Origin of the sequence: Polaribacter vadi (assembly GCF_018861005.1) — a bacterium.
Lineage (GTDB): Bacteria > Bacteroidota > Bacteroidia > Flavobacteriales > Flavobacteriaceae > Polaribacter > Polaribacter vadi_A.
In genome coordinates this window covers 190,783-216,648 of record NZ_JAHKQL010000008.1, presented here as the reverse complement: position 1 = coordinate 216,648, position 25,866 = coordinate 190,783, and the positions used below count along the sequence as shown (strand labels likewise).

24 protein-coding genes are annotated in these 25,866 nt (G+C 28.6%); 18 read left to right on the top strand and 6 right to left on the bottom strand.

Annotated features, from left to right (window positions below; translation table 11 throughout):
* The first annotated feature begins 12 nt into the window (after positions 1–12).
* Positions 13–1,170 (top strand): hypothetical protein, encoded by a 1,158-nt coding sequence (locus tag KO506_RS06095; RefSeq protein WP_215994009.1) that lies wholly within the window; start codon positions 13–15, stop codon positions 1,168–1,170.
* A gap of 4 nt (positions 1,171–1,174) precedes the next feature.
* Here KO506_RS06095 and KO506_RS06090 read toward each other — a convergent pair whose 3' ends face one another.
* The 3 genes from KO506_RS06090 to KO506_RS06080 form a co-directional block, all read right to left on the bottom strand.
* Positions 1,175–1,522: an SdpI family protein gene (locus tag KO506_RS06090; protein WP_215994008.1), complete on the bottom strand. Its 348-nt coding sequence runs from the start codon at positions 1,520–1,522 to the stop codon at positions 1,175–1,177.
* 61 nt (positions 1,523–1,583) lie between these two features.
* Positions 1,584–2,447, bottom strand: a complete 864-nt coding sequence (locus KO506_RS06085; RefSeq protein ID WP_215994007.1) for an acyl-CoA thioesterase — start codon at positions 2,445–2,447, stop codon at positions 1,584–1,586.
* The gene (locus KO506_RS06080) at positions 2,447–3,619 is read right to left on the bottom strand and encodes a peptidogalycan biosysnthesis protein (RefSeq protein ID WP_252726798.1); all 1,173 of its coding nucleotides are present in this window, start codon (positions 3,617–3,619) and stop codon (positions 2,447–2,449) included. The genes KO506_RS06085 and KO506_RS06080 overlap by 1 nt, the downstream gene beginning before the upstream one ends.
* Positions 3,620–3,862: 243 nt before the next feature.
* Between KO506_RS06080 and KO506_RS06075 the strand changes: the two genes are divergently transcribed.
* The 8 genes from KO506_RS06075 (at position 3,863) to trxA (ending at position 12,218) form a co-directional block, all read left to right on the top strand.
* A complete protein-coding gene (locus tag KO506_RS06075; protein WP_215994006.1) occupies positions 3,863–4,327 on the top strand; it encodes a MarR family winged helix-turn-helix transcriptional regulator in 465 nt (154 codons plus the stop codon).
* Positions 4,328–4,337: 10 nt separating this feature from the next.
* Entirely contained in the window at positions 4,338–5,450 is a 1,113-nt protein-coding gene (locus tag KO506_RS06070) for an efflux RND transporter periplasmic adaptor subunit (protein WP_215994005.1), read from the top strand.
* Positions 5,451–5,454: 4 nt separating this feature from the next.
* On the top strand, positions 5,455–8,655 hold the full coding sequence (locus tag KO506_RS06065; protein ID WP_215994004.1) for an efflux RND transporter permease subunit: 3,201 nt from the start codon (positions 5,455–5,457) through the stop codon (positions 8,653–8,655).
* A complete protein-coding gene (locus tag KO506_RS06060) occupies positions 8,642–9,961 on the top strand; it encodes a TolC family protein (protein WP_215994003.1) in 1,320 nt (439 codons plus the stop codon). Before KO506_RS06065 ends, KO506_RS06060 begins: the two co-directional genes overlap by 14 nt.
* A gap of 67 nt (positions 9,962–10,028) precedes the next feature.
* Positions 10,029–10,163, top strand: a complete 135-nt coding sequence (locus KO506_RS17155) for a hypothetical protein (protein WP_289851789.1) — start codon at positions 10,029–10,031, stop codon at positions 10,161–10,163.
* A 95-nt stretch (positions 10,164–10,258) separates the two neighbouring features.
* Complete coding sequence (locus KO506_RS06055) at positions 10,259–10,900, top strand: Crp/Fnr family transcriptional regulator (protein ID WP_215994002.1); 642 nt, start codon at positions 10,259–10,261, stop codon at positions 10,898–10,900.
* Between the two features lie 59 nt (positions 10,901–10,959).
* Complete coding sequence (locus tag KO506_RS06050; RefSeq protein ID WP_215994001.1) at positions 10,960–11,913, top strand: c-type heme family protein; 954 nt, start codon at positions 10,960–10,962, stop codon at positions 11,911–11,913.
* Positions 11,914–11,921: 8 nt separating this feature from the next.
* Positions 11,922–12,218 (top strand): thioredoxin, encoded by a 297-nt coding sequence (trxA, locus tag KO506_RS06045; protein WP_215994000.1) that lies wholly within the window; start codon positions 11,922–11,924, stop codon positions 12,216–12,218.
* A gap of 60 nt (positions 12,219–12,278) precedes the next feature.
* Here trxA and nadB read toward each other — a convergent pair whose 3' ends face one another.
* Complete coding sequence (nadB, locus tag KO506_RS06040) at positions 12,279–13,865, bottom strand: L-aspartate oxidase (RefSeq protein WP_252726797.1); 1,587 nt, start codon at positions 13,863–13,865, stop codon at positions 12,279–12,281.
* A gap of 7 nt (positions 13,866–13,872) precedes the next feature.
* Positions 13,873–14,868, bottom strand: a complete 996-nt coding sequence (nadA, locus tag KO506_RS06035) for a quinolinate synthase NadA (RefSeq protein ID WP_215993999.1) — start codon at positions 14,866–14,868, stop codon at positions 13,873–13,875.
* 104 nt (positions 14,869–14,972) lie between these two features.
* Between nadA and KO506_RS06030 the strand changes: the two genes are divergently transcribed.
* From KO506_RS06030 to KO506_RS05990, 9 genes are all read left to right on the top strand, one after another.
* The gene (locus KO506_RS06030) at positions 14,973–15,560 is read left to right on the top strand and encodes a methyltransferase domain-containing protein (protein ID WP_215994041.1); all 588 of its coding nucleotides are present in this window, start codon (positions 14,973–14,975) and stop codon (positions 15,558–15,560) included.
* 62 nt (positions 15,561–15,622) lie between these two features.
* Positions 15,623–16,954 carry a cytochrome ubiquinol oxidase subunit I gene (locus KO506_RS06025; RefSeq protein WP_215993998.1) on the top strand — a complete coding sequence of 444 codons (1,332 nt, stop codon included), beginning with the start codon at positions 15,623–15,625 and terminating at the stop codon, positions 16,952–16,954.
* A gap of 6 nt (positions 16,955–16,960) precedes the next feature.
* Positions 16,961–18,037, top strand: coding sequence for a cytochrome d ubiquinol oxidase subunit II (gene cydB, locus KO506_RS06020; RefSeq protein ID WP_215993997.1), 1,077 nt, complete (start codon positions 16,961–16,963; stop codon positions 18,035–18,037).
* A gap of 11 nt (positions 18,038–18,048) precedes the next feature.
* Positions 18,049–18,357, top strand: a complete 309-nt coding sequence (locus tag KO506_RS06015; protein WP_215993996.1) for a hypothetical protein — start codon at positions 18,049–18,051, stop codon at positions 18,355–18,357.
* 117 nt (positions 18,358–18,474) lie between these two features.
* Positions 18,475–19,779, top strand: a complete 1,305-nt coding sequence (locus KO506_RS06010; RefSeq protein WP_215993995.1) for a TolC family protein — start codon at positions 18,475–18,477, stop codon at positions 19,777–19,779.
* Positions 19,780–19,854: 75 nt separating this feature from the next.
* Positions 19,855–20,928, top strand: a complete 1,074-nt coding sequence (locus KO506_RS06005; protein WP_215993994.1) for an efflux RND transporter periplasmic adaptor subunit — start codon at positions 19,855–19,857, stop codon at positions 20,926–20,928.
* A 128-nt stretch (positions 20,929–21,056) separates the two neighbouring features.
* Entirely contained in the window at positions 21,057–24,251 is a 3,195-nt protein-coding gene (locus tag KO506_RS06000) for an efflux RND transporter permease subunit (RefSeq protein WP_215993993.1), read from the top strand.
* A 38-nt stretch (positions 24,252–24,289) separates the two neighbouring features.
* Positions 24,290–24,595, top strand: coding sequence for a hypothetical protein (locus tag KO506_RS05995; RefSeq protein ID WP_215993992.1), 306 nt, complete (start codon positions 24,290–24,292; stop codon positions 24,593–24,595).
* Between the two features lie 19 nt (positions 24,596–24,614).
* A complete protein-coding gene (locus KO506_RS05990) occupies positions 24,615–24,800 on the top strand; it encodes a YgaP family membrane protein (protein ID WP_215993991.1) in 186 nt (61 codons plus the stop codon).
* A 4-nt stretch (positions 24,801–24,804) separates the two neighbouring features.
* Here the strand turns inward: KO506_RS05990 and KO506_RS05985 are convergent, their stop codons facing one another.
* Entirely contained in the window at positions 24,805–25,695 is an 891-nt protein-coding gene (locus tag KO506_RS05985; RefSeq protein ID WP_215993990.1) for a YihY/virulence factor BrkB family protein, read from the bottom strand.
* Positions 25,696–25,866 lie beyond the last annotated feature (171 nt).

The following is a 25,866-nucleotide window of genomic DNA, read 5'->3' as shown; positions in this document are numbered from 1 at the left end:
TATATAACATAAATGGAAAAGCTTTTAGATAGTTACAAAAAGATAATTGCATTAGTTGTGTATCTGATTATTAACAGCTTTTTCATTATAAAGTATGCAGTTAGGCAAGATTATTTTTCAACCCTATCTCTTTTTGTAATTTATAATATCTTAGTAATAATTGGTATTTATTTAATTTATTTTTTTAGAGACTTTATTAGCAAGGTTAAAAAAGTTGATTATTACTTTTTAGCAGTTTGCATTTTAATTTTTGTAGTTTTTGTTTTAATAAATATTTTTATTGACGGCAACACTTTAAATTCTGATAGATGGTCTGCTATGCATACCACTATTAATGGTGTTCTAAATGGCAATTATCCTTATAGTTTAAAAGATCATTTAGGGCAAACATCATCTAATTTACCAGGATTATTTTTTATTGGCTTACCTTTTTATTTAATTGGAAATGTAAGTTTGCTGCAACCTTTTATTTTTTTAATTATAAGCTTGTTGCTCTTTAAGTCTAAATTAGAGATGTATAAAAAAGCAATTATCGTTTTTTTATTAATAGCTTCACCAGCTTATTTGTGGGAGATTTTTGCAAAAAGTGATTTGTTAAGTAATATCTTTATATTGGTCTTTTTTATAATTTTATGGGATAATAAGTTTAAATTAAACTATTTTAAATACCCTTTTCTATTATCCTTTTTTATAGCATTTTTAGTTTTAACAAGAGGTATTGTAGTTATACCTCTTACACTTTTTTTATTCAGTTCATTTATTAGATCTACGAATAAAGAAAAGTTTAAGTTTTCTGTAGGTTTTCTAATTAATCTGACTTTAATTTCTTTTCCTTTTCTAATTACATTGCCAGAAATAGAGGTTATAAAAGAACATAATCCTTTTAATCATCAAACAAGGTTTACACCAAAATGGGTTCAAATAACTTTTATAATATTACCTTTTATTTTTGGTTTTAGAATAAAAAAAATACATCAAGTAATTTTTCAATCTTTACTATTTTTAACCCTATTACTTTTCTTAAGTTTTATTTTAGAAATTGTAGATGAAGGTTATAAGAATACTTTATATAATAGTTCTTTTGATATCTCTTATCTTACTATGATTTTACCATTTTCAATCTTGTATTTTATAACAAATACAAAGAAACTAGATTTAAATTATTTTTAAGAGATTACTTTTTCCTTTTCCCTTCATCAGTAAAGTTATCACTTAAAGCACGTTCAGTTTTTATAATAGAAACTATAATAGATAACATTACCAAAACCATAGGTTCCCAAGAAATTTCTTTGGCAGAAAACTGAGCAAGAACTAAACCTCCAATAAAAGATATACCAGAATAAAAAAGTAGGGTTTTGTTGAAATTAGCATTTGCAAAATCCCAAATTTCTTGATTTTGCATTGCTTTAAAAGTTCGATAACCATATAAATTATTGATTTTTTTTGGCGGAAATTTCCAAAAAATAACACTCAATAAAAACAACAAACCATTTGTGGTTAAGACATATATAAAAGGACTCATTTTATCTATTTTTTTAATTAGCTTTTTACTTAAAATAAGTAACTCAATACTAAAGTAATAATTACTTTTTAGGTCTAAGTAAACCTTCTTGACTAACAGATGCAATTAATTTACCATCTCTTGTAAAAATATTCGCCTTACACAAACCTCTTGCACCATAAGCATTGGGTGATTCTGCAGAAAAAAGCATCCAATCATTAAAATCGAAATCTCTAAAAAACCACATAGAATGATCTAAACTTGCAGTCATTGTATTACCAAAACTATAATCTTTTGCATTCGGATTAAAAGCTGCATTTAAAACATTATAATCAGAAATATATGTTAAGATTTGATGTTTCATTTGGATGTCCATTGTTGGAATATCACCTTTTAATTTAAACCAAACTTCTTCTTTTGGAGCTCTATTTTTAGGCTCTAAAGGATTAGGAATTACCACAGGTTTAAATGCAATTGGTCTTTCTATGCTTAAAAAGGATTTAAGGCTTTTTGGTAAAAAATCTCCAAATTGAACAGCCATATCATCCCAACTTAATAATTCTTCTGGTTGTTTTATATCCGTTTTCATTATTGCTTGGTGTTCAAAACCTTCTTCTTTTTTATGAAAAGAAGCCGCTAAAATAAATATGGTTTTATCATTCTGACTTGCGGTTACTCTTCTTGTAGAAAAACTACCTCCATTCCTTACCTCAGTAACATCATAAGTAATAGGAATCGTTAAATCTCCAGGTTCTAAAAAATAAGAATGTAAAGAGTGTAAAAAGCGATTTTCTGGTATAGTTTTGTAAGCAGAATGCACAGCTTGTGCCAATACTTGTCCACCAAATACAATTGCGCTTCCTATGGTTACACTTTCTCCTAAAAATTTATTTTTTTCTAATTCTTTTAAAGATAAAAGTGATATTAATTCTTTGCTGTTATTCATTAATTTTTCAATTTAAATGGAAAATTTTGACGAAAAGGTGTAGGCTGTACACGCTGCAAAAATAACTTTAAAATTTTATTTGTAATACTTTTTTTATGACGAAGATACATTGTTAAATCTTGTGGAACTGCACCAATAGAACTCTTAATTTCGCTAGCTGTTCTTCCAAAATTTATAGTTTTTAATTTTTTACTGATCGCAATTTCTATATAATCATACAATATTCTTTGATAAATTGCATGTTCTCTATTTAGTTGATAATCAATACCTACAAAATGGGCGTCTAAAGATTTTTGGTTGATAGCAGCAGACATAAAACCAACAATTTTATCATTAACCCAATAGGTTTTTAATATATAATTATCACCTAATTTTGCTTTAAAATCTTTATAGGTTTCTAAATTAAAACTGGCCAGATTAAAATCTGCTTTAGAGGTAACTTTTTCATATAAAGCAGTCATTTTGGGTAGTTTTTCATCAATGTTATTTAAAGTAACATCTTCAATTTTAAGATTTTCGCTTAAAGTTAAAGCTCTTTTTGCTTTTACTCTAAACTTTGTTTTCATTGCAGCCAAATAATCATCAAAAGTTTGCCAGTTTTCTTGTAGTTCAAGTTTCATGTTAGGCTCTACAGAAAAAGGATGATAATTAAAATCTTTTAATTCATTAGTTATAAGTAGAGATTCATTTACAAAGTCTTTAATTAAAAAAGCATCAATTTTTTTCTTAAGGTCTTTGTTTAAGTTTAAAAAGTGGTTTATGCTTTCTGCTAGTTCTTTAAGAATTGCATTTTTATCTTCATTTTTTTTGATAAAAATACCATGTTCTCCACTCACAAAAATGTTTCCACAGATTAGCAATTTCAAAGGTTTGTTATCCGGAATTATATGTAGTTTTTTACCAATATTTCTTAAAAATTCTAAATCATTTTTAATCGAATTTAAATGAAAATCAACAATTTTAAGATGTGCAATTGCAGTTGGTTTTTTATCATTATCAATTAAAACAATGTAGGTGAAATTGATTTTTGGATGATTTTTTTCTAAAGAGTTTAAATAATTAGGATGAAAATAAAAGTTTTTTGTACAATCTAAATCTTCCCAAATTTCAGAAGGAATTTCATCAATTTTAGAAAAAAACAAAGCTGTGCTTGTGTTAGAGAAGCAAATCAAATTAAGAAAAAATTAATGGTTTTAACTTTCTAAACCCTCTAAAAACTGTTAACATCCTTTATATTTTTTAAAAGTATAAAGATGCTAAAAAAATGTGATTCTATAAAAGTTACTTTATAATTGTCGTTTATTTCTTTTTATACTTTCTAAAACATTAAAAATGTTTTTAAATGTTATTTTTTTTAACAAAATATTAAATAGTTGCATATGCAACTAAGGAGCTGATTTATTTACTTTTGCAGGGTGAAAACAAAAAAAATAGATATTGATTTTGAGAACTCTATTGGGCCTTGGCTTGGTAGAACAGGCAAAATGGTAGATTATTTTTTTCAAGAATCTTTTAACGCTATAGGTTTAGATTTAACCAAAGAACAAATGATTGTTTTAAAAAAATTAACATTTCAAGATGGTTTAAATCAAAATGAATTGGCTTTTTTAACATTAAGAAACAAGTCTTCTTTAACACGTTTATTAACAAAAATGGAAAAGAAAAATTACATTTTTAGAAAACAAAGTAAAGAAGATAAGCGTATTAAAAATGTGTACTTAACAAAGTACGGGAAAGATATATATAATAAAACCAAACCTGTTATTCAGAATTTAATAACAACAATGGAGCAAAATATTTCTAAAGAAGAAAAACAACAAATTATTAAAATTTTTAAAAAAATACAGACTAATTTTAGCTCTAGCATAGAGCATATTTAACTAACTATACATGAGAAAAACAATACTTGCTATATTAGGAATTGCAGCCATAATTGGTGCGATTTTATTAGGTAAATTTTTAATCGATAAAAACCAAAAACCTAAACCAACATTTAAGAAACAAATAAAAACTGTTTTTGTAGAAAATGTAGAAAACAAATCAATTCCTATTATTTTATCTGCAAGCGGAAATTTAACTGCTAAAAATAAAATTGAAATATATTCAGAGGTTTCTGGAGTTTTAAAACCATCTAAAAAGTTATTTAAAGCTGGTTCTAATTATTATAAAGGAGAAACTTTATTAAGTCTAAATAGCGATGAGTTTTACGCAAGTATTCAATCTCAAAAAAGTAATTTATATAATTTAATTACTTCAGTTTTACCAGATTTAAGATTAGATTACCCATCAGAATTCCCAAAATGGGAGAAATATTTACAGGGTTTTGATATGAATAAATCAACACCTAAAATCCCTGAATTTTCTTCAGATAAAGAGAGGTATTTTATTTCTGGTAGAGGTATAATAACTGCATATTATAATGTAAAAAACTTAGAAGTTCGTTTAACTAAATATCAAATAAGAGCGCCTTTTTCTGGTATTTTAACAGAAGCATTAGTAAGTCCTGGTTCTTTAGTTAGAGTTGGGCAAAAATTAGGAGAATTTATAGATCCAAGAGTTTATGAAATGGAAGTGTCTATAAATTCGGAATTTGCAGATTTATTAAAAGTTGGCAATTCTGTTGCACTTTCTAATTTAGAAAAAACAAAAAATTATTCAGGTAAAGTTGTTCGTGTAAATGGTAAAGTAGATCAAGTTTCGCAAACTATTAAAGCTTTTATTGATGTAAAACATAAAGACTTAAAAGAAGGTATGTATTTAGAAGCTAATTTAGTTGCTAAATCAGAAACAGATGCAATTGAAATTCCTAGAAAATTATTGGTAGATAATTCAGCTGTATATACTGTAAAAAATGATAGTGTCTTAACACTTTCTAAAATAGACCCTGTCTATTTTGGGGCAGAAACTGTAGTAATAAAAGGACTTAAAAATAACGATAAGTTATTATCACAAACTTTACCAGGTGCTTTTGATGGTATGATTATAAAAACGGATAAAAAGTAATTGTATGAAAAAAATAATTACGTATTTTATTAAATATCCTGTAGCTGTAAATGTAGTTATTATTGCATTTATCATCTTTGGGGCAGTAGGTATATTTAGCATGAAATCTTCCTTTTTTCCATTGGTAGATTCAGAACTAATAAATATTTCTTTAGCTTATCCTGGTGCATCTCCTGCAGAAATGGAAGAAGGTGTTGTGCTTAAAATTGAAGATAATTTAAAAGGAATTGTAGGTGTAGAAAGAGTAACTTCTGTATCTAGAGAAAATTCTGCAACTGTAAGTATAGAAGTAGAAAAAGGTAAAAATATAGATGTTGTTTTATCTGATGTAAAAAATGCAGTAGATAGAGTCCCATCATTTCCTTCTGGTATGGAACCTGCAGTTATTGCTAAGGTAGAGAGTATAAGACCAACAATTAGTTTTACGGTTAGTGGTGATAATCTTTCTTTAAAATCGATAAAACAATATGCTAGAAATGTAGAAAATGATATTAGAGGTATGGAGGGTATCTCTCAAGTTTCGCTTTCTGGTTTCCCAGATGAAGAAATAGAAATTGCAGTAAGAGAAAACGATTTACGAGCTTACAATTTATCGTTTGCAGAGGTTTCTAGTGCAGTTACAAATTCTAATATTTTAATTACTGGTGGTAATATAAAAACATCAGAAGAAGATTATTTAATTAGAGCAAGTAATCGATCTTATTATGGTTTAGAACTACAAAATTTAATTGTTAGAACAGAAACTAATGGTAATATTATCCGTTTAAAAGATATTGCAGAAGTTAGAGATACTTGGTCAGAAACACCAGACAGATTGTATTATAATGGCAATTTAGCTATCGATATTACAGTAAGTAATACCAATAACGAAGATTTAATTTCTTCTGCAGATAAAATTAAAGAATACATTCATAAATACAATCAAGAAAACCAAAATGTAAAATTAAGTGTTACTAGCGATAGAAGTTTAACCTTAAATGGAAGAACAAAGTTATTAGTAGAAAATGGTGTTGTAGGTATTCTATTAGTTTTATTCTTTTTAGCGCTCTTTTTAAATTTACGTTTAGCAATTTGGGTAGCATTTGGTTTGCCAGTTGCGTTTTTTGGTATGTTTATTTTCGCAGCTCAATTTGACGTAACTATAAATGTATTATCTCTTTTTGGGATGATTATTGTAATCGGTATTTTGGTTGATGATGGAATTGTAATTGGAGAAAATATTTATCATCATTATTACGATTTAGGAAAAACTAAAATACAAGCAGCAATAGATGGAACAATGGAAGTTATTCCACCAATTGTATCAGCAATTTTAACTACAATTATAGCTTTTTCAACCTTCTTTTTTGTAGATGGTAGAATAGGTAGTTTTTTTGGTGAAGTTTCTACAATTGTTTTGCTAACACTAACAGTTTCTTTAATAGAAGCCTTAATTATTTTACCTGCACATATTGCGCACTCTAAAGCTTTAGATAGAAAAAGATTAGAAAATGCTGAAAAGAAAAAAAGCAATAAACTTGATGATTTCTTTAACAAAGTAAACAGAGGAGCAGATGTTTTTTTAATGAAAATTAGAGATAAATACTACATGCCTTTTTTAAGGTTTAGTTTGCAGAATAAAGTTTTTGCTTTCGGAATTCCAATAGCAATGTTAATTTTTAGTATTCTAGCTATGAATGCAGGAATTATAAAACAATCATTTTTTCCTAGAGTAGCAAGTGATCAAGTAAAGATTACCCTTACAATGCCTCAAGGTACTAACGAAAAAATTACAGATTCTATTATCTCATCCATAGAAGAAAAAGTTTGGTTAATTAATAAAGAATATTCTGCCAAACAAACAGGAGATATAGATGTTGTAGAAAATGTAATAAAAAGAGTTGGTCCTGGTAGTGCAAATGCAACTTTAAGTGTTAACCTTTTACCAGGTGAAGCTAGAGATTTTTCATCACCAGAAATAACGAATGCTATTAGCGATAAAGTTGGTAAAGTTTATGGTGTAGAAAGTTTAGTTTTTGGTTCTGGTGGTAATTTTGGTGGTAGCCCTGTAGCAGTTTCTTTATTAGGTAATAATATTACAGAATTAAAAGCAGCCAAAGAAGAATTAAAATTAGTTTTAGAAAACAATTCGCTTTTAAAAGATATTTCTGATAACGATCCTGCAGGTATAAAAGAAGTGAAAATTACTTTAAAAGATAATGCATATTTATTAGGTTTAAATCTGCAATCTGTTATGGCACAAGTGCGTTATGGTTTCTTCGGATTACAAGCACAGCGTTTTCAAAGAGGACAAGATGAAATTAAAATTTGGGTTCGTTATGATAAAAAAGACAGATCATCTATTAAAAATTTAGATGATATGCGTGTGATAACTCCTACAGGAACTAGAATTCCATTTTCTGAAATTGCAAATTATACCATTGCAAGAGGAGACATTGCTATTAATCACTTAGATGGTAAAAGAGAAATTCAAGTTACTGCAGATTTAAGAGATTTAGAAACGAGTGCAACTGAGATTTTAGATGATATAAAAACTAAGGTTATGCCAGAGATTTTATCTAAATATCACACAGTAACACCACTTTACGAAGGTCAAAATAGAGAAGCTAAAAAAACGACAGACTCAGTAAATTTAGTTGGCCCAATAATTTTACTATTAATTTACATTGTAATTGCGTTTACATTCCGTTCTTACAGCCAACCAATTTTATTAATAATTATGATTCCTTTTAGTATGATTGGAGTTATTTGGGGGCATTTTATTCACGATTTTTCAATTGGTATTTTATCATTCTTAGGAATCATTGCTTTAGTAGGTATTATGGTAAATGATGGTTTAGTTTTAATAGGTAAATTCAATGCTTATTTAAAAGAAGGTATGAAGTTTGATGACGCTCTTATTGCAGCAGGTCAATCTCGTTTTAGAGCAATTTTCTTAACTTCTTTAACTACTATTGCTGGTTTAGCGCCTTTAATGTTAGAGAAAAGTAGACAAGCACAATTTTTAATACCAATGGCAATATCTATTTCTTATGGTATTGCAATTGCTACAGTTTTAACTTTGGTAATGTTACCATTATTATTATCGGTTTCTAACTCTATGAAAGTAGGAATTAAATGGTTAAAAACTGGAGAAAAGGTTACAAAAGAAGAGGTAGAAAGAGCAATTATAGAATCTAAATTCGATGAAAATGAAGATCATTAAAAACACAATAGTAGTAGTCGTTTTTTTATCGACTTTACAACTTGTTTCTCAAGAAATATTAACAAAAAAAGAAGCATTAGCAATTACTTTAGAAAACAATTTCGGGGTTAAAATTGCTAATAATAATTTAGAAGTAGCTAAAAATAATACTAGTATTTATAATACAGGTTTTTTACCAACAGCAGCAATTTCTTCTGGTGCAAATTATAGTAGAAATAATCAAACTATTACGCGTCAAGATGGTACTTCTACAAGTATTGATGGTGCTGTAACAAAATCGTACAATGCTTCTTTAAGTTTAAATTACACCATTTTTGATGGTTTGGGTAGAAAATATAATTATCAACAATTAAAAGAAACCTATAACTTAACAGAATATCAAGCAAAAGAAACTATAGAAAACACTTATTTACAGTTGTTTACAGCATATTTTCAAATTGCAAGATTATCAGAAAACAAAGAAAATTTATCAGAGGCATTAGCTATTTCTAAAAAACGTTTACAACGTGCAGAATATCAGTATGATTATGGGCAGACTACTAAATTGGAAATGTTAAATGCAGAAGTAGATGTAAATAATGATAGTATTACTTTAATATCTGCTAAACAACAATTAAATAATGCAAAACGTGGTTTAAATATTATTTTAGGAGTTGAAAAAGCAGTAGATTATACAGTAGAAACTGATGTTAATTTTATTAATATTATGAATTTTGGTGAGTTACAAACTAAAACTTTGGCAAATAATTCACTTTTAAAACAAAATGAGCAAAACATTGCAATTAGCGAGTTTAACATCAAAATAAACAAAGCTAGTTATATGCCTTCTTTAGACTTTAGTACCTCTTATGGATGGAATAAAAGCGAAAACCCAGCAACATCTTTCTTAGCAGGTTCTATATCTACAGGTTTAAATGCTGGTTTAAGTTTATCTTGGAGTTTGTTTGATGGTGGAACAACAAAAACAAATGTTGCTAATGCTAAAATAGCTTTAGAAAATGAGCAAATTTTGTTAGAGCAGCAAAAAGTTACCATAGAAAATAACCTAAAAAACACTTGGGAAAATTATAATAATCAACTTTTTATTATTGGTGCCCAAGAAAAAAATGTAGCAACTACACAGAATAATTTCGAAAGAACAGAAGAACGCTATAAACTTGGGCAAGTAACATCTATAGAATTTAGACAAGCTCAAATTAATTTAATTAATGCAAAAACAGCTTTAAATAATGCAAAATTTGATGCTAAATTAATTGAATTAGAACTTTTACAATTAAGTGGAGATATTTTAAATGTAGATTTTTAGAAAACTGATTTATATCATATTTTAAAAGAAGTATAAGCTCTAATTTTACAGTAGAAATTTGTAGAATATGAGTTTTTTTAGAATACCACTAGTTTCATGGATTAATGGAACAATAATGATTGGAGTTTTTGCCTTGGTTGTTGTAGGCTTAATTATAGCTGTTTATCTTTTAATGAATAGCGATAAAAAAACTCAAAAGTAAGTTTTGTATTTTGTTGATTACGAAAAATCCGAGTTTTTAACTCGGATTTTTTATTTCTATTTCATTAAATTTATATGATAAAAGAAAACAACTAAATGTCTGATATAATAAATAATCTAAAAACTAATTTTGGTTACCTTTTAGAGGATGAACTAATAACTGAAATCGATAAAATTGGCAGTCTAAAAACATTTAAAAAGAATGAAATAATCATAGAAATAGATGATTATATTAAGTTTATGCCTTTACTTATAAATGGTGCCATAAAAATTTTAAGAGAAGACCAAAATGGAGATGAATTGGTTCTTTATTATTTAGAAAAAGGAGATACTTGTGCAATGACTTTGTCATGTTGTTTAGGGCAAACAAAAAGTAAAATTAGAGCAGTTACAGAAACAGATGTAGAGCTAATTATGATTCCTAAAGAAAAAATGGGAGAATGGTTAGGTGTTTATAAATCTTGGCAATCTTTTATTTTACAAAGTTATCATAACAGAATGGATGAGCTTTTAGAAGCTGTAGATACGATTGCCTTTTTAAAAATGGACGAGCGTTTGTTTCGTTATTTAAAAGACAAAGCAATGGTAACCCATAATGATGTTGTTTTTACTACACATCAAGAAATTTCGCAAGATTTACATACATCTAGAGTTGTAATATCTAGATTGCTTAAAAAATTAGAAAATGAAGGAAAAATTAAGTTATTTAGAAATAGTATAAAAGTTTTAGAACTGTAACATAAGTTACAGATGTAGCACCTAATTTGTCTTAATTTTATTAGCAAACTGTAAGAAATATGAAACCCATTACTTTGCTACTAATTTTTGTTGTTTTTATAGGATGTAAAAATTCTAATAGACCTTTAACTGCCTTAGAAAAATCGATTTCAGAGACCAAGAATCATCAACAAAAACATCCAGGAAAAAAATTGATGGAAACAAGTTGCTATTCTTGTCATAGTCTTACTGCTCCAGAAAATAGTAGAATTGCACCACCAATAATTGCTATTAAAAATAGATATATTACTAAAAATACAACTAAAGAAGAGTTTGTAAATGATATGCAAAATTGGATGAAAAATCCAACCAACGAAAAGGCTAAAATGCATGGAGCTGTAAAAAGGTTTGGTTTGATGCCGAAACTTGGATATCCTGAAGAAACCATTCAAAAAATTTCTGAATATATGTATGATTATGATATTGAAAAACCAGAATGGTTTGATGAGCATCATAAAAATCAACATCCAAAAAGAAAAAAAATCAGTTTAACTTATAAAGAAAGAGGATTACAATATGCTCTTTCTACCAAAACTGTTTTAGGCAAAAACTTAATGAGTAAAATTCAAAAAAATGGAACGCTGGCAGCTTTAGAATTTTGTAATATTAAAGCTTATCCGTTAACAGATAGCATGTCTGTTGTAAATAAGGCAACAATAAAAAGAGTATCAGACAAACCTAGAAATCAAAAAAATATAGCTTCTAATATCGAAAAAGGGTACATCAATATTTTTAAAGAAAATGTAATAACTAATACAAAACCAGACCCAATTTTGGTGGTTTCAGATAAAAAAGTAAAGTTTTATTATCCTATTATCACCAACAGAATGTGTTTGCAATGTCATGGAAATACAAATTCGGATATTAAGTTTAGTACATTAAATAAAATTAAAAATTTATATCCAGAAGATTTAGCAACTGGTTATCAAGAAAATCAAGTTAGAGGTATTTGGAGCATCACTTTTGATAAATAACAGAAATCATGAAAAATTTTTTAGAGATTATTAATAAAGATAAACCAGTTTTGGTAGATTTTTTTGCAGAATGGTGTGGTCCTTGTAAAATGATGTCGCCAATTTTAAAAGAAGTAAAAGATTTTTTAGGTGATAAAGTTTCAATTATTAAAATTGATGTTGATAAAAACAAAGCTTTGGCAGCAAAATATCAGGTTAGAGGTGTGCCTACTTTAGTTTTATATAAATCTGGCAAACAAGTCTGGAGGCAATCTGGAGTGGTAACTAAAAACGATCTTATTTCTATTATAAATAGTTTTGGTTGATTGTATTATAATAGTAAGTATGTTGATTGATAAGCATCTGATTTATTTCAGATGCTTTGTTTATTTTAGGCAATCTAAACTATAAAAACCACCACAATTCACGGTTCTTTTTTTAGAAAACTGTGTAATTAAATAGGCTGTAGTTATTAGGTTTCTCAATTCACATAAATCTACAGAAAGTTCAGAGTTATCATACAAACGTTTGTTATCCTCATACAAAACTCTTAGTTTTTTTTCAGCACGTTTTAAACGCTCATTAGAACGTACAATACCAACATAGTTGGTCATAATTGTTTTTACTTCATTTCTGTCATGAGTAATTAAAATTTGTTCCATATTTTTTATTACTCCAACATCATTCCATTCAGGTACATCTTTTGGAAATTTAGCTTTATTATACTTTTTAGAAATGGTTTCAAAAGCATTATGAGCAAATACTAAACCTTCTAACAAAGAGTTTGAAGCCAATCTATTACCACCATGTAAACCAGTTCTAGTAACCTCTCCACAAGCGTACAGTTTTTTAATAGAAGTTTTTCCTTTTTTATTTACATTAACACCACCACAAATGTAATGAGAAGCTGGTACAACAGGTATGTAATCTTTTGCAACATCAATATTTAAAGAAGCACATTTTTCTGAAATATTAGGAAAATGTGCTGCAAATTTCTTCATGTCTAGTTGTGTGCAATCAAGATAAACGTGAGGTTTTCCACTCTTTTTTAGTTCATTATCTATGGCTCTAGCAACAATATCTCTTGATGCTAATTCTTCACGTTCATCATACTTATGCATAAAGTAATTACCATTAAAATCTCTTAATTTAGCACCAAAACCTCTAACAGCTTCAGAAATTAAAAAAGCAGGATACTCACCAGGATTATACAAAGCAGTTGGATGAAACTGTATAAATTCCATTTCAGAGATTTCTGCTTTGGCTCTATAAGCAATTGCAATTCCATCTCCAGTAGCAACAGTTGGGTTTGTAGTAGTTTCATACACTTGCCCATTTCCACCAGAAGCTAGAACCGTAAATTTACTTACAAAAGTAATAACCTTAGATTTTTTAATATCTAAAACATAAGCACCATAACAAGAAACTTTACTGTTTCTTTTGGTTTTTTTCTTTTTAACTTGATGTTCTGTAATTAAATCTATTGCATAATGATGAGTTAGAAATTTGATGTTTGGTAAAGCATTTACTTGTGCCAATAAAGCACGTTCAATTTCAGCACCTGTAATATCTGTATGATGTAGAATTCTGTTTTGCGAATGTCCTCCTTCACGTCCTAAATCATATTTTCCTTTTTCATTTTTATCAAACTTTGTACCCCAATCAATTAATTCTTGCAATCTGTCAGGTGCATCTTCTACAACCATTTTAACAACATCTTCATCACACAAGCCATCACCAGCAATTAAAGTATCTGTAATATGTTGTTCAAAACTATCTACAGTTTTATTATAAACGCTTGCAATACCACCTTGTGCGTATTTGGTGTTAGACTCACTTTGCTCATCTTTTGTAATGACAGTTACTGTAGCTTCTTTAAGTCTAGTAGCGGTTTTTAAAGCAAAAGTTAGGCCTGCAATTCCAGAACCTATTACTAAAAAATCGGTTGTAATTATTTTATTTTCATGTTTCATCTAAATATTATTTAGATAATTCTAACATTCTATTTATAGGAATTATAGCTTTTTTGGCTAATTCAGCATCAACTTCTATATCTGGTAATTCATATTTTAAACACAAATATAGTTTCTTTAAGGTGTTCATTTTCATGTAAGCACACTCACTACAAGCACAAGTATTATCTTCTTTTGCAGGTGCAGGAATTATTATTTTATCTGGATTTTCTTGCATCATTTCAAACAAAATTCCAGCTTCTGTAGCCACAATAAATTTCTTTTTATTACTGTTTTTTACATGATTTAATAAACCAGAAGTAGAGCCAATATATTTAGCAACTTTAAGCATGTGAGCTTCAGATTCAGGATGTGCAATTAATTCAGCATCTGGATGTTCTTTGTATAAATCTATTAATTTTTCCATAGAAAAAGCTTCATGTACAATGCAAGCTCCATCCCAAAGTAACATTTCTCTACCAGTTTCTTTGTTTAAATAATCGCCTAAATTTCTATCAGGAGCAAAAATTATTGGTTGTTCTTTAGGTATAGAATCAATTATTTTTCTTGCATTAGATGACGTACAAACATAATCACTCAAAGCTTTTATTTCTGCAGAACAATTTATATAAGTAACCACAATATGATCTGGATGTTGCTTTTTAAATGCTGAAAATGTTTCTGGAGGACAGGAGTCTGCTAAAGAACAACCAGCCAACAAATCTGGTAATAAAACTTTTTTAGTAGGATTTAATATTTTTGCGGTTTCTGCCATAAAATGAACACCAGCAAAAACAATCATATCTGCATCTGTTTGTGCTGCTTTTTGGGCCAAGGCTAAACTATCACCTACAAAATCTGCGAGTTCTTGTATTTCATCAATTTGATAATAATGAGCTAAAAGAACAGCGTTTTTTTCTTTCTTTAATTTTAAAATCTCTTCTTTATAATTAATGTTTTCAGTATTAACTTCTAAAAAACCTTTTATATTTAGATTTTTCTTGGCTGTTTCTAAAGATGTCATAAAAAATGTTTATTTTGATGTAGCTTACAAATATAAACCCTATTTTTTTTGTAAACTGATTATTAACTTAATTCTATGAAATTATAACTATAAAATAAGAAATGTTGAATTTATCGAAAGGTTTTTGGGAAAACAAGTATAAAACTAATAAAATTGGATGGGATTTGGGTGAAATTTCACCACCATTAAAAAGTTATTTTGATCAACTTACCAATAAAAATTTAAAAATTTTAATTCCTGGAGGAGGAAATTCTTACGAAGCAGAATATCTTTTTAAAAAAGGATTTAAAAACGTATCTGTGGTAGATATTTCTAAACAGCCTTTAGAGAACATAAAAAATAGAGTTGCTAATTTTCCTGATTCGCAATTAATTTTTGCTGATTTTTTTGATCTTGATTTAAAATTTGATTTAATAATAGAACAAACTTTTTTTTGTGCCATAAATCCGAATTTAAGAGAAAAATATGCAAGTAAAATGTATAAATCTTTAAATAAAAACGGAAAATTGGTTGGTTTACTTTTCGATGCAAAACTTAATGAAGATCATCCACCTTTTGGTGGAAATAAAGAAGAATACAAAACATATTTTAAACCCTATTTTTCTTTAGATATTTTTACAGAATGTTATAATTCTTATCCTAACAGACAAGAAATGGAGTTGTTTGTGAAGTTTGTTAAAAAAGGAATATAATTGTAATAAATGTTACAAAAGACCAATCTTGTTTTTGTATTTTTATAGTTTAAAATCAGGATATGGAAGATATGTTATTCTATGATAGAATGCAGTTTGCGTTTACGATCACATTTCACTATTTATTTCCGCAATTAACAATGGGTTTATCATTGATGATTGTGTATTTTAAATGGAAATTTTTAAGAACAGAAATAGAAAAATACAACGATGCTGCAAAATTTTGGATGAAAATTTTTGCACTTAATTTTGCAATGGGTGTAGTTACTGGTATTCCTATGGAATTCCAATTTGGTACAAACTGGGCAAAATTTTCTGAATTAACAGGAGGAATCATTGGTCAAACCTTAGCTATGGAAGGGATGTTTTCCTTCTTTTTAGAATCCTCCTTTTTAGGACTCTTTCTCTTTGGTGAAAAACTCTTAGGGCATAAACTCCATTTTGTAACTGGTTTTTTGGTTTTTTTAGGTTCTTGGGCTAGTGGTTATTTAATTATAGCCACACATTCTTGGATGCAATATCCTGTAGGATATGAAATTATTGAAAACGGAAAATTTGTATTAAACAATTTTGGTGCATTATTTTCTAATCCTTGGTTATTACCTTCTTATTTGCACAATCAAGCAGCTTCTTTAGTAACATCATCTTTTGTGGTGGCAGCAATTGGTGCTTTTTATTTATTGAATAATAAACATCACGAATTCGGAAAATTATTTGTAAAAACAGGAGTTGTTTTTGGATTGATTTCTAGTTTATTGGTAGCTTTTCCAACAGGAGATTTAGTAGCAAAAAATGTGGTTAAATATCAACCAGCAACTTTTGCAGCTATGGAAGGGATTTTTGAAACTGAAGAAGGAGGTTCTGAAATTGTATTAATTGGTCAGCCAAACATGTTAGAGAAAAAACTGGATAATAAAATTGCAGTTCCTAACATTTTAAGCTTTTTAACCTACCAAGATTGGGAGGCAGAAATAAAAGGTTTAAATGAGTTTGATGAAAGTGTACATCCTACAAACGTGCCTGGTTTGTATTATTCTTATCATATTATGGTTGGTTTGGGAACTATTTTTATAGGATTAATGTTATTGGCAACAGTGCAATTATTCCGAAGAAAATTATACAAAACAAAATGGATTTTATGGGCATTAATGTTTATGTTGCCTTTTCCATATATTGCAAATACTACAGGTTGGTATACAGCAGAATTGGGTAGACAGCCTTGGTTGGTATATAATTTATTAAGAACATCTGCAGGAGCATCTCCAACAGTTTCATCAGGAAATACCTTATTTACTTTATTAGGTTTTATTGGTTTATACCTTCTTTTAGGAATGTTGTTTTTAATGTTAGCAGGAAAAATTATTAATAAGGGTCCAGAACCAGAAACACACTAATAAATTATGGAATTATTTTGGTATATCGTTTTAATGACAATGTTGGCTGTTTATGTAATTTTAGATGGCTACGATTTTGGTGCAGGAATTATTCATTTATTTTTCGCAAAAAAAGAGAAAGATAAAAAAGCAATTACAAATGCAATTGGTCCTTTTTGGGATGCCAATGAAGTTTGGTTAATTGCATCAGGTGGAGTTTTATTCTTTGCTTTTCCTACTTTATATGCATCTTCTTTTAGTGGTTTTTATTTACCATTAATGATGATTTTATGGTTGCTAATTTTTAGAGCAATTGGATTAGAATTAAGAGGACAAGTACATAACAAAATGTGGGAGTCTATTTGGGATAAAGCATTTGGAATTTCAAGTTTATTATTAGCTTTATTTTTTGGAGTAGCTTTAGGAAATGTAGTAAGAGGTGTAAACCTAGGAAATGTGGTAAATGGAGTTTCTACCCAAGAAGCACATTTTTTCTTTTTACCACTTTGGAATCCGACTTTTAGTCCGCAAGCAGAACAATTAGGGATCATAGATTGGTTTACGTTATTGTTAGGCGTTATTGGTGTTGTTGCTCTAACAATTCATGGTGCCAATTGGATTATTTTTAAAACCAATTCAGATATCAACGAAAAACTAAAAAAAGTAGTTTTCAACTTAAATATTGTGTTAGTAGGTTTGGTGATTATTTCAATATTTATTTGGCATATTATAGATCCAGAACCGTTTAAAAATTTTATAGATAAACCTTGGTTAATTATTTTTCCGATAATTTGTTTTACAGGATTGTTTGGTCTCTTCAAAGTAAAATCATTTAAAAAACACGGAATTGGATTTTTGTTCAGTTCGTTGTTTTTATTTGGCGGATTAACATCAACAGTGGCATCAATTTTTCCAAAAGTATTGCCATCAACAAATAACATCAATCCAGATTTAACTTTGTACAATGTTGCTGCAGATGAATATGGATTATCTGTTGGTGTATACTGGTTTGCAATTGCTGCAGTTTTAGTAACTGTTTATATGATAATTCAGTATAAAGTTTTTAAAGGAAAAATGGATGATGTTGGTTATGGAGAACATTAAAAAATGGAATTATGACAGGAACATTAATCTCTTTAATTAGTGTTTTTATTGGCATTTTAGGCGCAAACCTATTTGGTTTTTTTAAGAAAAAATACTCTTTTGGTTTTACAGGAAATACCTTAATAGGTGTTTTTGGTAGCATTTTGTTTATCAAAGTTTTTGGCAGGTTAGGTTTTAATCCTTGGTACATTATGCAAAACGAAACATTTAATAGTTGGTTATTTGTCATTAACTGTTTGGTTTCTTTTTTAGGAGGCGTTTTAGGTCTCTATTTTCTGAAAAAAATATATTTTATAATGAATAAAAAAGCAGCTAATTAGCTGCTTTTTTTGTGCGATAAAAATAATAGTATTCCTTTTTCATTCTTTAGCCTGTAACATAGGTTACAGACTAAGATGTTTTCTCAACTTACTTTTGTGTCAGATAATTAAACAATTATGAAAGACACATTTTTAATATTTTTCTTATGTATATCAGCTTTATTTTTAGAAGCCCAAGAAGTTAAACCGATTTCTAAAAGTGATGTATTAGCAAAAGTAAAAGAGCATAATACCAGTATTAAAATTTCTAAGGAAGAATTTAACGCAGCAAAAGCAGATTACAGACAAACAAATGCAGTTTTTTTACCAAACATTACAGCAAGTCATACAGGTATTTCTACAACAAATCCGTTAATGGCTTTTGGCTCTAAATTAAATCAAGAAATTTTAACATCAAACGATTTTAGTCCTGCATTACTAAATGATCCATCAGTTACTAGAAATTATGCAACAAAGTTAGAAGTTCAGCAACCATTAATAAATCTTGATGGTTTTTATCAGCGAAAAGCTGCAAAATCTAAAATGCAAGCAATGTCTTTAAAGACAGAAAGAACGCAAGATTATTTGCTGTTTGAAGTTGATAAAGCATACATGCAATTGCAATTGGCATACAAAGCAGTTACTGTTTTAGAAAAAGCTTTAGAAGCAGCAAATGCCAATAAAAAAATGGCAGATAATAGTTATAAAGAAGGTTTTTTACAAAGAGCAGATGTTTTAAATGTAGAAATACGCGTTACCGAAGTTAAAAACCAACTACAAACGGCAAAAAGTAATGTACAAAATGCTTCTAATTATTTGTCTTTTTTGATGAATGACAAAAGTGATTTTATTTATAAACCAACAGAAAATTTATCTGTTGTTAATTTAAATGTTGCTGATAAAAAAATATCAGAAAATAGAAGTGATATTAAAGCAATGGAACTTGCTTTAAAAGGGTTTGAAGCAATGAATAAAGCTGATAAAATGGCTTTTTTACCAAGATTAAATGCTTTTGGAAGTTACGAAATGTATGATAACAAAGTTTTTTCTGGTGATGCTAATGGTTACATTATTGGTGCGCAATTAAGTTGGGATATTTTTCAAGGTTCTAAACGTTTTGGAAAAACCCAAAAAAGTAAAGCAGAATTAGAAAAATCAAAATTAGAATACAATCAGTATGTTTCTAAAAGTAATTTAGAATTAAACAAAGTAAAACGACAATTGATTGATGCTAAAAACAGATTAGAATTAACAAGTTTAGCAGTGCAACAATCTGAAGAATCTCTAAGAATTAGAAAAAATAGATTTAAAGAAGGTTTAGAAAAAACATCAGATTTGTTAATGGCAGAAACGCAATTTTCTCAAAAGCAATTAGAGTATTATCAAACTATTTTCGAATACAATTTTACACAAACTTATTTAGAATTTTTAACCAAACAATAAAACCTCTAGAATGCGCTACCAGATACAGAATCTTGTCTGTTAAGCGTAGTCGAAACCTAATTTAAAATAAATAAAATGAAAAAACATATCAATATAATTACACTAATTGCTTTATCAATTTTTATAACAAGTTGTGGTCGTGAAGATAAAAAAGCAATCGTTGATAATTCGCCAGCAATCAAAGTTGTTGTAAATAAAATTACAACAAATAATAATAATCAGTTTTTATCTGTAAGTGGAAAAATACAAGCAACTAACAGTGCAGATATAAGCACAAGAATGATGGGTTACGTTAAAAAAGTACACGTAAATGTTGGTGATAAAGTAAAAAAAGGTCAGTTGTTAGTTTCTATAAATAACACAGATTTACAAGCGAAGAAAGCACAAGTAAATGCAGGGATTTCACAGGCACAAACAACTTTTAACAATGCTGAAAAAAATTACAATCGTTTTAAAAATTTGTTTGCAAGTAAAAGTATTTCTCAAAAAGAAATGGATGACATGACAGCTAATTATCAAATGGCAAAAGCTGGTTTAGAATCTGCAAATCAAATGAAAAACGAAATTAATGCCCAGTTTACATATTCTAATATTACAGCTCCTTTTAGTGGTGTAATTACCAGTAAAAATATTGAAGCAGGAGATATGGCAAACCCAGGAATGCCTTTAATTAGTGTAGAAACTCCTAAAGTTTTTGAAGTGATTGCAATGGTGCCAGAATCTGAAATTTCTAAAATTAAAAAAGGTGCTGCAGTTAATGTTTTGGTAAAATCTATAGATAAAATAATTAAAGGAAAAGTTACAGAAGTAAGTTCTTCTGCAAAAAACACTGGAGGACAATACTTGGTAAAAGTAGCTTTAGAAAAAACAGATGCAAATATTTTATCTGGTATGTTTTCTACGGTTCAGTTTCCTGTAGAAAGAAAAGTAAAATCTGAGTTGGTTTTAATTCCTACAAAAGCAGTAGTTAAAAACGGACAATTATCTGGAGTTTATACAGTAAGTACAAGTAATACAGCATTATTACGTTGGTTGCGTTTAGGTAGAACTTATGGAAATCAAGTAGAAGTTTTATCAGGTCTAAATGCTGATGAATCTTATATAATTTCTGCTGAAGGAAAATTATTTAACGGAGCGAAAGTAAAATAAGCCCATCCTCAATCCTTCCCAAAGGGAAAGAGGCCAGAATGGAATCATACTAAAAAAAATAAAAAATTAACTGTAAAAATTCCCAAACAGTTTTTCCCCTTTGGGGAAATTAAAAGGGGCTTAATAATATGAAAGAAGGTTTAGCTGGTGAAATTGCAAAAGTCTTTATTGGATCAAAATTGACAGTCTTGCTAATGATCGTTTTTATGGTTGTTGGTGTGTACAGCTCGTTTTTAATTCCGAGAGAAGAAGAACCACAAATTGATGTGCCAATGGCAGATATTTTTGTAGGATATCCAGGTGCAAGTCCTACAGAAGTAGAAACGAGAGTTGTAAAACCTTTAGAGAAATTAATTTCTAATATTAAAGGTGTAGAATATGTGTATGCCACTGCTATGAACGAAAAAGCAATGGTAATTGTACAGTTTTATGTGGGCGAAGATATTGAACGTTCGTTTGTAAAATTGTATAATGAAATTAACAAACACATGGATCAAATGCCCCAAGGTGTTACGTTTCCGTTAGTTAAAACACGTGCTATTGATGATGTGCCAATGCTAGGTTTAACCTTGTGGAGCGAAAATTATAACGATTTTCAGCTTGGGCAAATGGCACAAGAGTTAGAAACAGAAATTAAGAAAGTTAATGATGTTTCTATTACTCATAAAATAGGAGGTAGAAATCGTCAGTTAAGAGTGGTTTTAGATAAAGATAAATTGGCCGCAAGCGGATTAGATTTTTTGTCGGTTTCAGAAATGATAAAAGCCAATAATACACAATTAAGTTCTGGTAGTTTTGATAAAAATGATACTGAATTTTTAGTAAATACCGGTAAATTTTTAGCTTCTGTTACAGATGTAGAAAACTTAGTAGTTGGTGTGCAGCAGAATTTGCCAATTTATTTAAAACAAATTGCAACTATTGTTGACGGACCAGAAATTCCACAAAATTATGTGTCCTTAGGTTTTGGAAAAGGGAATGATAAATCGTCTGAATATCAATTTGAATATCCTGCAGTAACTATTTCTGTTGCTAAAAGAAAAGGAGCAGATGCAATGAAAATTGCAAAGGTGGTTTTAGATAAAGTAGATCATTTAAGAACTACTTTAATACCAGATGATGTTCATGTAGAAGTAACAAGAAATTATGGAGAAACAGCTTCTCATAAAGTATCAGAATTATTATTACACCTTATTGGTTCTATAATTGCTGTAACGCTTGTAGTGATGTTAGCTATGGGTTGGCGTGGTGGATTGGTAGTGTTTTTATCTGTGCCAATTACGTTTGCTTTAACATTGTTGAGTTACTATATGTTAGATTATACGTTGAACAGAATTACGCTTTTTGCGTTGGTTTTTGTTACAGGTATTGTGGTTGATGATTCTATTATTATTGCAGAAAATATGCACAGACATTTTAAAATGAAACGCTTGCCGTTTAAACAAGCTGCTTTATATGCAATTAATGAAGTTGGTAACCCAACAATTTTAGCAACATTTACTGTAATTGCTTCTGTTTTACCAATGGCTTTTGTGTCTGGTTTAATGGGTCCTTATATGGCGCCAATGCCAATTGGAGCTTCAATTGCAATGATTTTATCATTATTTGTAGCGTTAACAATTACGCCTTATTTAGGATATATTTTCTTAAGAGAAAAAGATAAAAAAGGAGGAGAAGAAAAAGTTGAAAAACCGTTAGAAGAAACGTTTATTTATAGAGTATACAATAAGTTTGAAAGACCTTTATTAGAAAATGGAACAAAAAGATGGTTGTTTTTAGGAGGAACATTCTTTGTTTTAATTGCAACGATGATGTTATTTTTTACCAATTCTGTTGCTGTAAAAATGTTACCTTTTGATAATAAAAACGAGTTTCAGGTGGTAATAGATATGCCAGAAGGAACAACTTTAGAAAGAACAGGCGTTGTTACACAAGAAATTGCTCAGTATTTATCTACAAGACCAGAAGTAGTAAATTACCAAAACTATATTGGTACTTCTGCACCAATAACTTTTAATGGATTAGTACGTCATTATGATTTACGTGGTGGATCTAATATGGCAGATATTCAGGTGAATTTAGTTGATAAAGGTGAACGTGAAATTCAAAGTCACGGAATTGCAAAATTATTAAGACCAGAAATTCAGAAAATAGCAAAAAAATACAATGCAAATGTAAAGCTGGTGGAAGTTCCCCCAGGACCACCAGTTTTATCTACAATTGTTGCTGAGGTTTATGGACCAGATTATAAAGAGCAAATTAGAATTGCCAACGATGTTCAGAATATTTTAAATAATACTGTTGATGTTGTTGATGTAGATTTTATGGTTGAAGCAGATCAAAAAGAATATCAATTTGAAATAAATAAAGAAAAAGCAATGCTGTATGGTGTTGCGCCTCAACAAATTGCTTATACCATGAACATGGCTTTATCTAACAGAGCAATAACAACTTTATATGATGAAGACGCTGTAAATCAGGTTGGTTTGGTATTGAGTCTAGATGAAAAAGAAAAATCTACCATTTCAGATATTTCTCAATTAAAAGTAAAATCTAAAATGGGAAATCTAGTTCCAATTGCAGATTTGGTTGAAATTAAAGAAACGATTGCTGCCAAAAGTATTTATAGAAAAAACCAAAAACGTGTTGTTTATGTAATGGCAGATATGGCTGGAGAATTAGAGAGTCCTGCATACGCAATTTTAGGAATGGAAGAAAAACTGAATAAAATTGAACTTCCTGAAGGATATAAATTAAACGAAATGTATTTAGGTCAGCCAGATTATGAAGATGATTATACTGTAAAATGGGATGGAGAATGGCAAATTACATTAGAAGTTTTTAGAGATTTAGGAATCGCGTTTATGGGTGCAATTATCTTGATTTATATTTTGATTGTAGGTTGGTTTCAGAACTTTAAAGCACCAGTTGTAATGATGGTTGCTATTCCATTATCATTAATAGGAATTATTTTAGGACACTGGATTATGGGCGCTTTCTTTACTGCAACTTCATTTATTGGAATGATTGCTTTAGCAGGAATTATGGTACGAAACTCGGTTTTATTGATAGATTTTATCAATTTAAGACTAGAAGAAGGTGTTCCGTTAAAACAAGCTGCAATTGAAGCAGGAGCTGTAAGAACAACACCTATTTTATTAACTGCAGGAACTGTTGTTATTGGAGCATTTGTAATTTTATTTGATCCAATTTTTCAAGGATTGGCAATTTCATTAATGGGAGGTACCATTGTTTCTACAGTGTTAACATTATTGGTTGTGCCATTAGTATATTACATGATAGAAAAGAAGAATTATAAATAGTTCTCGACTGTATACAATTGAACATAAAAATTTAGACAATGAAATTAGTATTAGTAACAGTAGTAGAAGAATTTCAAAAAGAAGTTTTACAAATCTTCAAAAAAGCAAATATTGAAAATTTTAGTAGTTCAGATATTGATGGGTATAAAAATTTACCTCAATTATTAAAAGCTTCTAGTTGGTTTTCTGGCGAAAAAAGTGGTAATGAATCTACAATGTTTTTCTCTTTTACAGAAAAAGATAAGATTGATGGTTTGTTTATTTTGATAGAAGAATTCAATAAAAATTTAAAAACAAACAATCCTTTAAAAGCGATTGTATTACCAATAGAAAGATTTATATAAATTAAAAAAGAAGATAAAAATGTTAAATAAATATTTTAGAGTTATAGTAGGATTTATGGTGTTATTAATGGTAACCTTATCTTATTATGTAAGCATAAACTGGTTGTGGTTTGGAGTTTTTATTGGTGTAAATATGATACAGTCTGCATTTACAAAATGGTGTTTGCTAGAAACTATTTTAATAAAATTAGGTGTTAAGAAATAATCTATTACTCAGGTTGTTGTAAAAGATATTTTTGCGAATAGTTTCTGGTAAAATGAGCGCCAAAAAATAGGATTAAACTAGTATAAGAAACCCATAACATAACTAAAATTATAGAACCAGCTGCTCCATAAGTTGAGCCTGGTTCTAGCTCACTAAAATAAATTGCTAATAAGTATTTACCCAAGACAAATAGAATAGACGTTAGTAAAGCACCAATTCTGACAGCTTTCCATGGGATACTTACATTTGGTAGCACTTTAAACATGGCAGCAAAAACAAAATAAATAGAACCTAAAGAGATAAAAATATCTAAAGTAAAAAGATATTTAACTAAATTCTCAGAAATAATATTTTTTAAGTTTTCACCAAAAGTGCTTAATAAGGATGTTAAAACAAGACTTATCAGTAATAGAAAAACAATTATTAAGATAAAACCAAAACTTTTTAACCTACCAAAAACGGTTTGTAAAACTCCATTTTCAAATCTAGGTTTTGCATTCCATATAGAGTCTAAAATGTTTTGTAGTTGAAAAAACACACCTGTAGAACCATATAACAAAGTAGCAATACCAATTATTGTTGTAAAAAATGAGGTTTTTTTATTACCATCGTTCACCATCATTTCTTTAATTGTTTGGGCTGTTTCTTTACCAATTGCGTTAGATATTTCATTTAAAATTTGCCCTTCTACAATTTCTCTTCCCCAAACAGAACCTACTAAATTAAAAATTATAATGGTAAGTGCAGGTAAAGATAATATTGCGTAATAAGCAATAATTGCAGCTTTATTAAAAGGATCATCATTAAACCAAGATTTAACACTTGTAATTAATAACTGAGGTAAATGATTTAGTTTAAACTTTAATTTTGTGTCTTTTTCTTCTTTTTTTATCATATAAAGCTAATTTAATAAATAATAAAAGAGTTACCTTTTATACACCTTGTTTTTTGGAAAAAACAAAATTAACTTAGAATCAAAAAATATAAGTGTAATAATATTTAAAATTGATTTTTTATTTTTATTTATTCTAAATAAAGAATTATATTTGCAGTCTAATTATTACTA

What these genes read in the sequence shown, in the direction of transcription:
- KO506_RS06095 (WP_215994009.1), top strand. Translation starts at nt 13, where the DNA reads ATGGAAAAGCTTTTAGATAGTTACAAAAAGATAATTGCATTAGTTGTG.
- KO506_RS06025 (WP_215993998.1), top strand. Translation starts at nt 15,623, where the DNA reads ATGGAAGATATGTTATTCTATGATAGAATGCAGTTTGCGTTTACGATC.
- cydB (WP_215993997.1), top strand. Translation starts at nt 16,961, where the DNA reads ATGGAATTATTTTGGTATATCGTTTTAATGACAATGTTGGCTGTTTAT.
- KO506_RS06055 (WP_215994002.1), top strand. Translation starts at nt 10,259, where the DNA reads ATGTCTGATATAATAAATAATCTAAAAACTAATTTTGGTTACCTTTTA.
- KO506_RS05990 (WP_215993991.1), top strand. Translation starts at nt 24,615, where the DNA reads ATGTTAAATAAATATTTTAGAGTTATAGTAGGATTTATGGTGTTATTA.
- KO506_RS06000 (WP_215993993.1), top strand. Translation starts at nt 21,057, where the DNA reads ATGAAAGAAGGTTTAGCTGGTGAAATTGCAAAAGTCTTTATTGGATCA.
- KO506_RS06090 (WP_215994008.1), bottom strand. Translation starts at nt 1,522, where the DNA reads ATGAGTCCTTTTATATATGTCTTAACCACAAATGGTTTGTTGTTTTTA.
- KO506_RS05985 (WP_215993990.1), bottom strand. Translation starts at nt 25,695, where the DNA reads ATGATAAAAAAAGAAGAAAAAGACACAAAATTAAAGTTTAAACTAAAT.
- KO506_RS06070 (WP_215994005.1), top strand. Translation starts at nt 4,338, where the DNA reads ATGAGAAAAACAATACTTGCTATATTAGGAATTGCAGCCATAATTGGT.
- KO506_RS06005 (WP_215993994.1), top strand. Translation starts at nt 19,855, where the DNA reads ATGAAAAAACATATCAATATAATTACACTAATTGCTTTATCAATTTTT.
- KO506_RS17155 (WP_289851789.1), top strand. Translation starts at nt 10,029, where the DNA reads ATGAGTTTTTTTAGAATACCACTAGTTTCATGGATTAATGGAACAATA.
- KO506_RS06065 (WP_215994004.1), top strand. Translation starts at nt 5,455, where the DNA reads ATGAAAAAAATAATTACGTATTTTATTAAATATCCTGTAGCTGTAAAT.
- KO506_RS06060 (WP_215994003.1), top strand. Translation starts at nt 8,642, where the DNA reads ATGAAGATCATTAAAAACACAATAGTAGTAGTCGTTTTTTTATCGACT.
- KO506_RS06085 (WP_215994007.1), bottom strand. Translation starts at nt 2,447, where the DNA reads ATGAATAACAGCAAAGAATTAATATCACTTTTATCTTTAAAAGAATTA.
- KO506_RS06050 (WP_215994001.1), top strand. Translation starts at nt 10,960, where the DNA reads ATGAAACCCATTACTTTGCTACTAATTTTTGTTGTTTTTATAGGATGT.
- KO506_RS06010 (WP_215993995.1), top strand. Translation starts at nt 18,475, where the DNA reads ATGAAAGACACATTTTTAATATTTTTCTTATGTATATCAGCTTTATTT.
- KO506_RS05995 (WP_215993992.1), top strand. Translation starts at nt 24,290, where the DNA reads ATGAAATTAGTATTAGTAACAGTAGTAGAAGAATTTCAAAAAGAAGTT.
- trxA (WP_215994000.1), top strand. Translation starts at nt 11,922, where the DNA reads ATGAAAAATTTTTTAGAGATTATTAATAAAGATAAACCAGTTTTGGTA.
- KO506_RS06015 (WP_215993996.1), top strand. Translation starts at nt 18,049, where the DNA reads ATGACAGGAACATTAATCTCTTTAATTAGTGTTTTTATTGGCATTTTA.
- nadA (WP_215993999.1), bottom strand. Translation starts at nt 14,868, where the DNA reads ATGACATCTTTAGAAACAGCCAAGAAAAATCTAAATATAAAAGGTTTT.
- nadB (WP_252726797.1), bottom strand. Translation starts at nt 13,865, where the DNA reads ATGAAACATGAAAATAAAATAATTACAACCGATTTTTTAGTAATAGGT.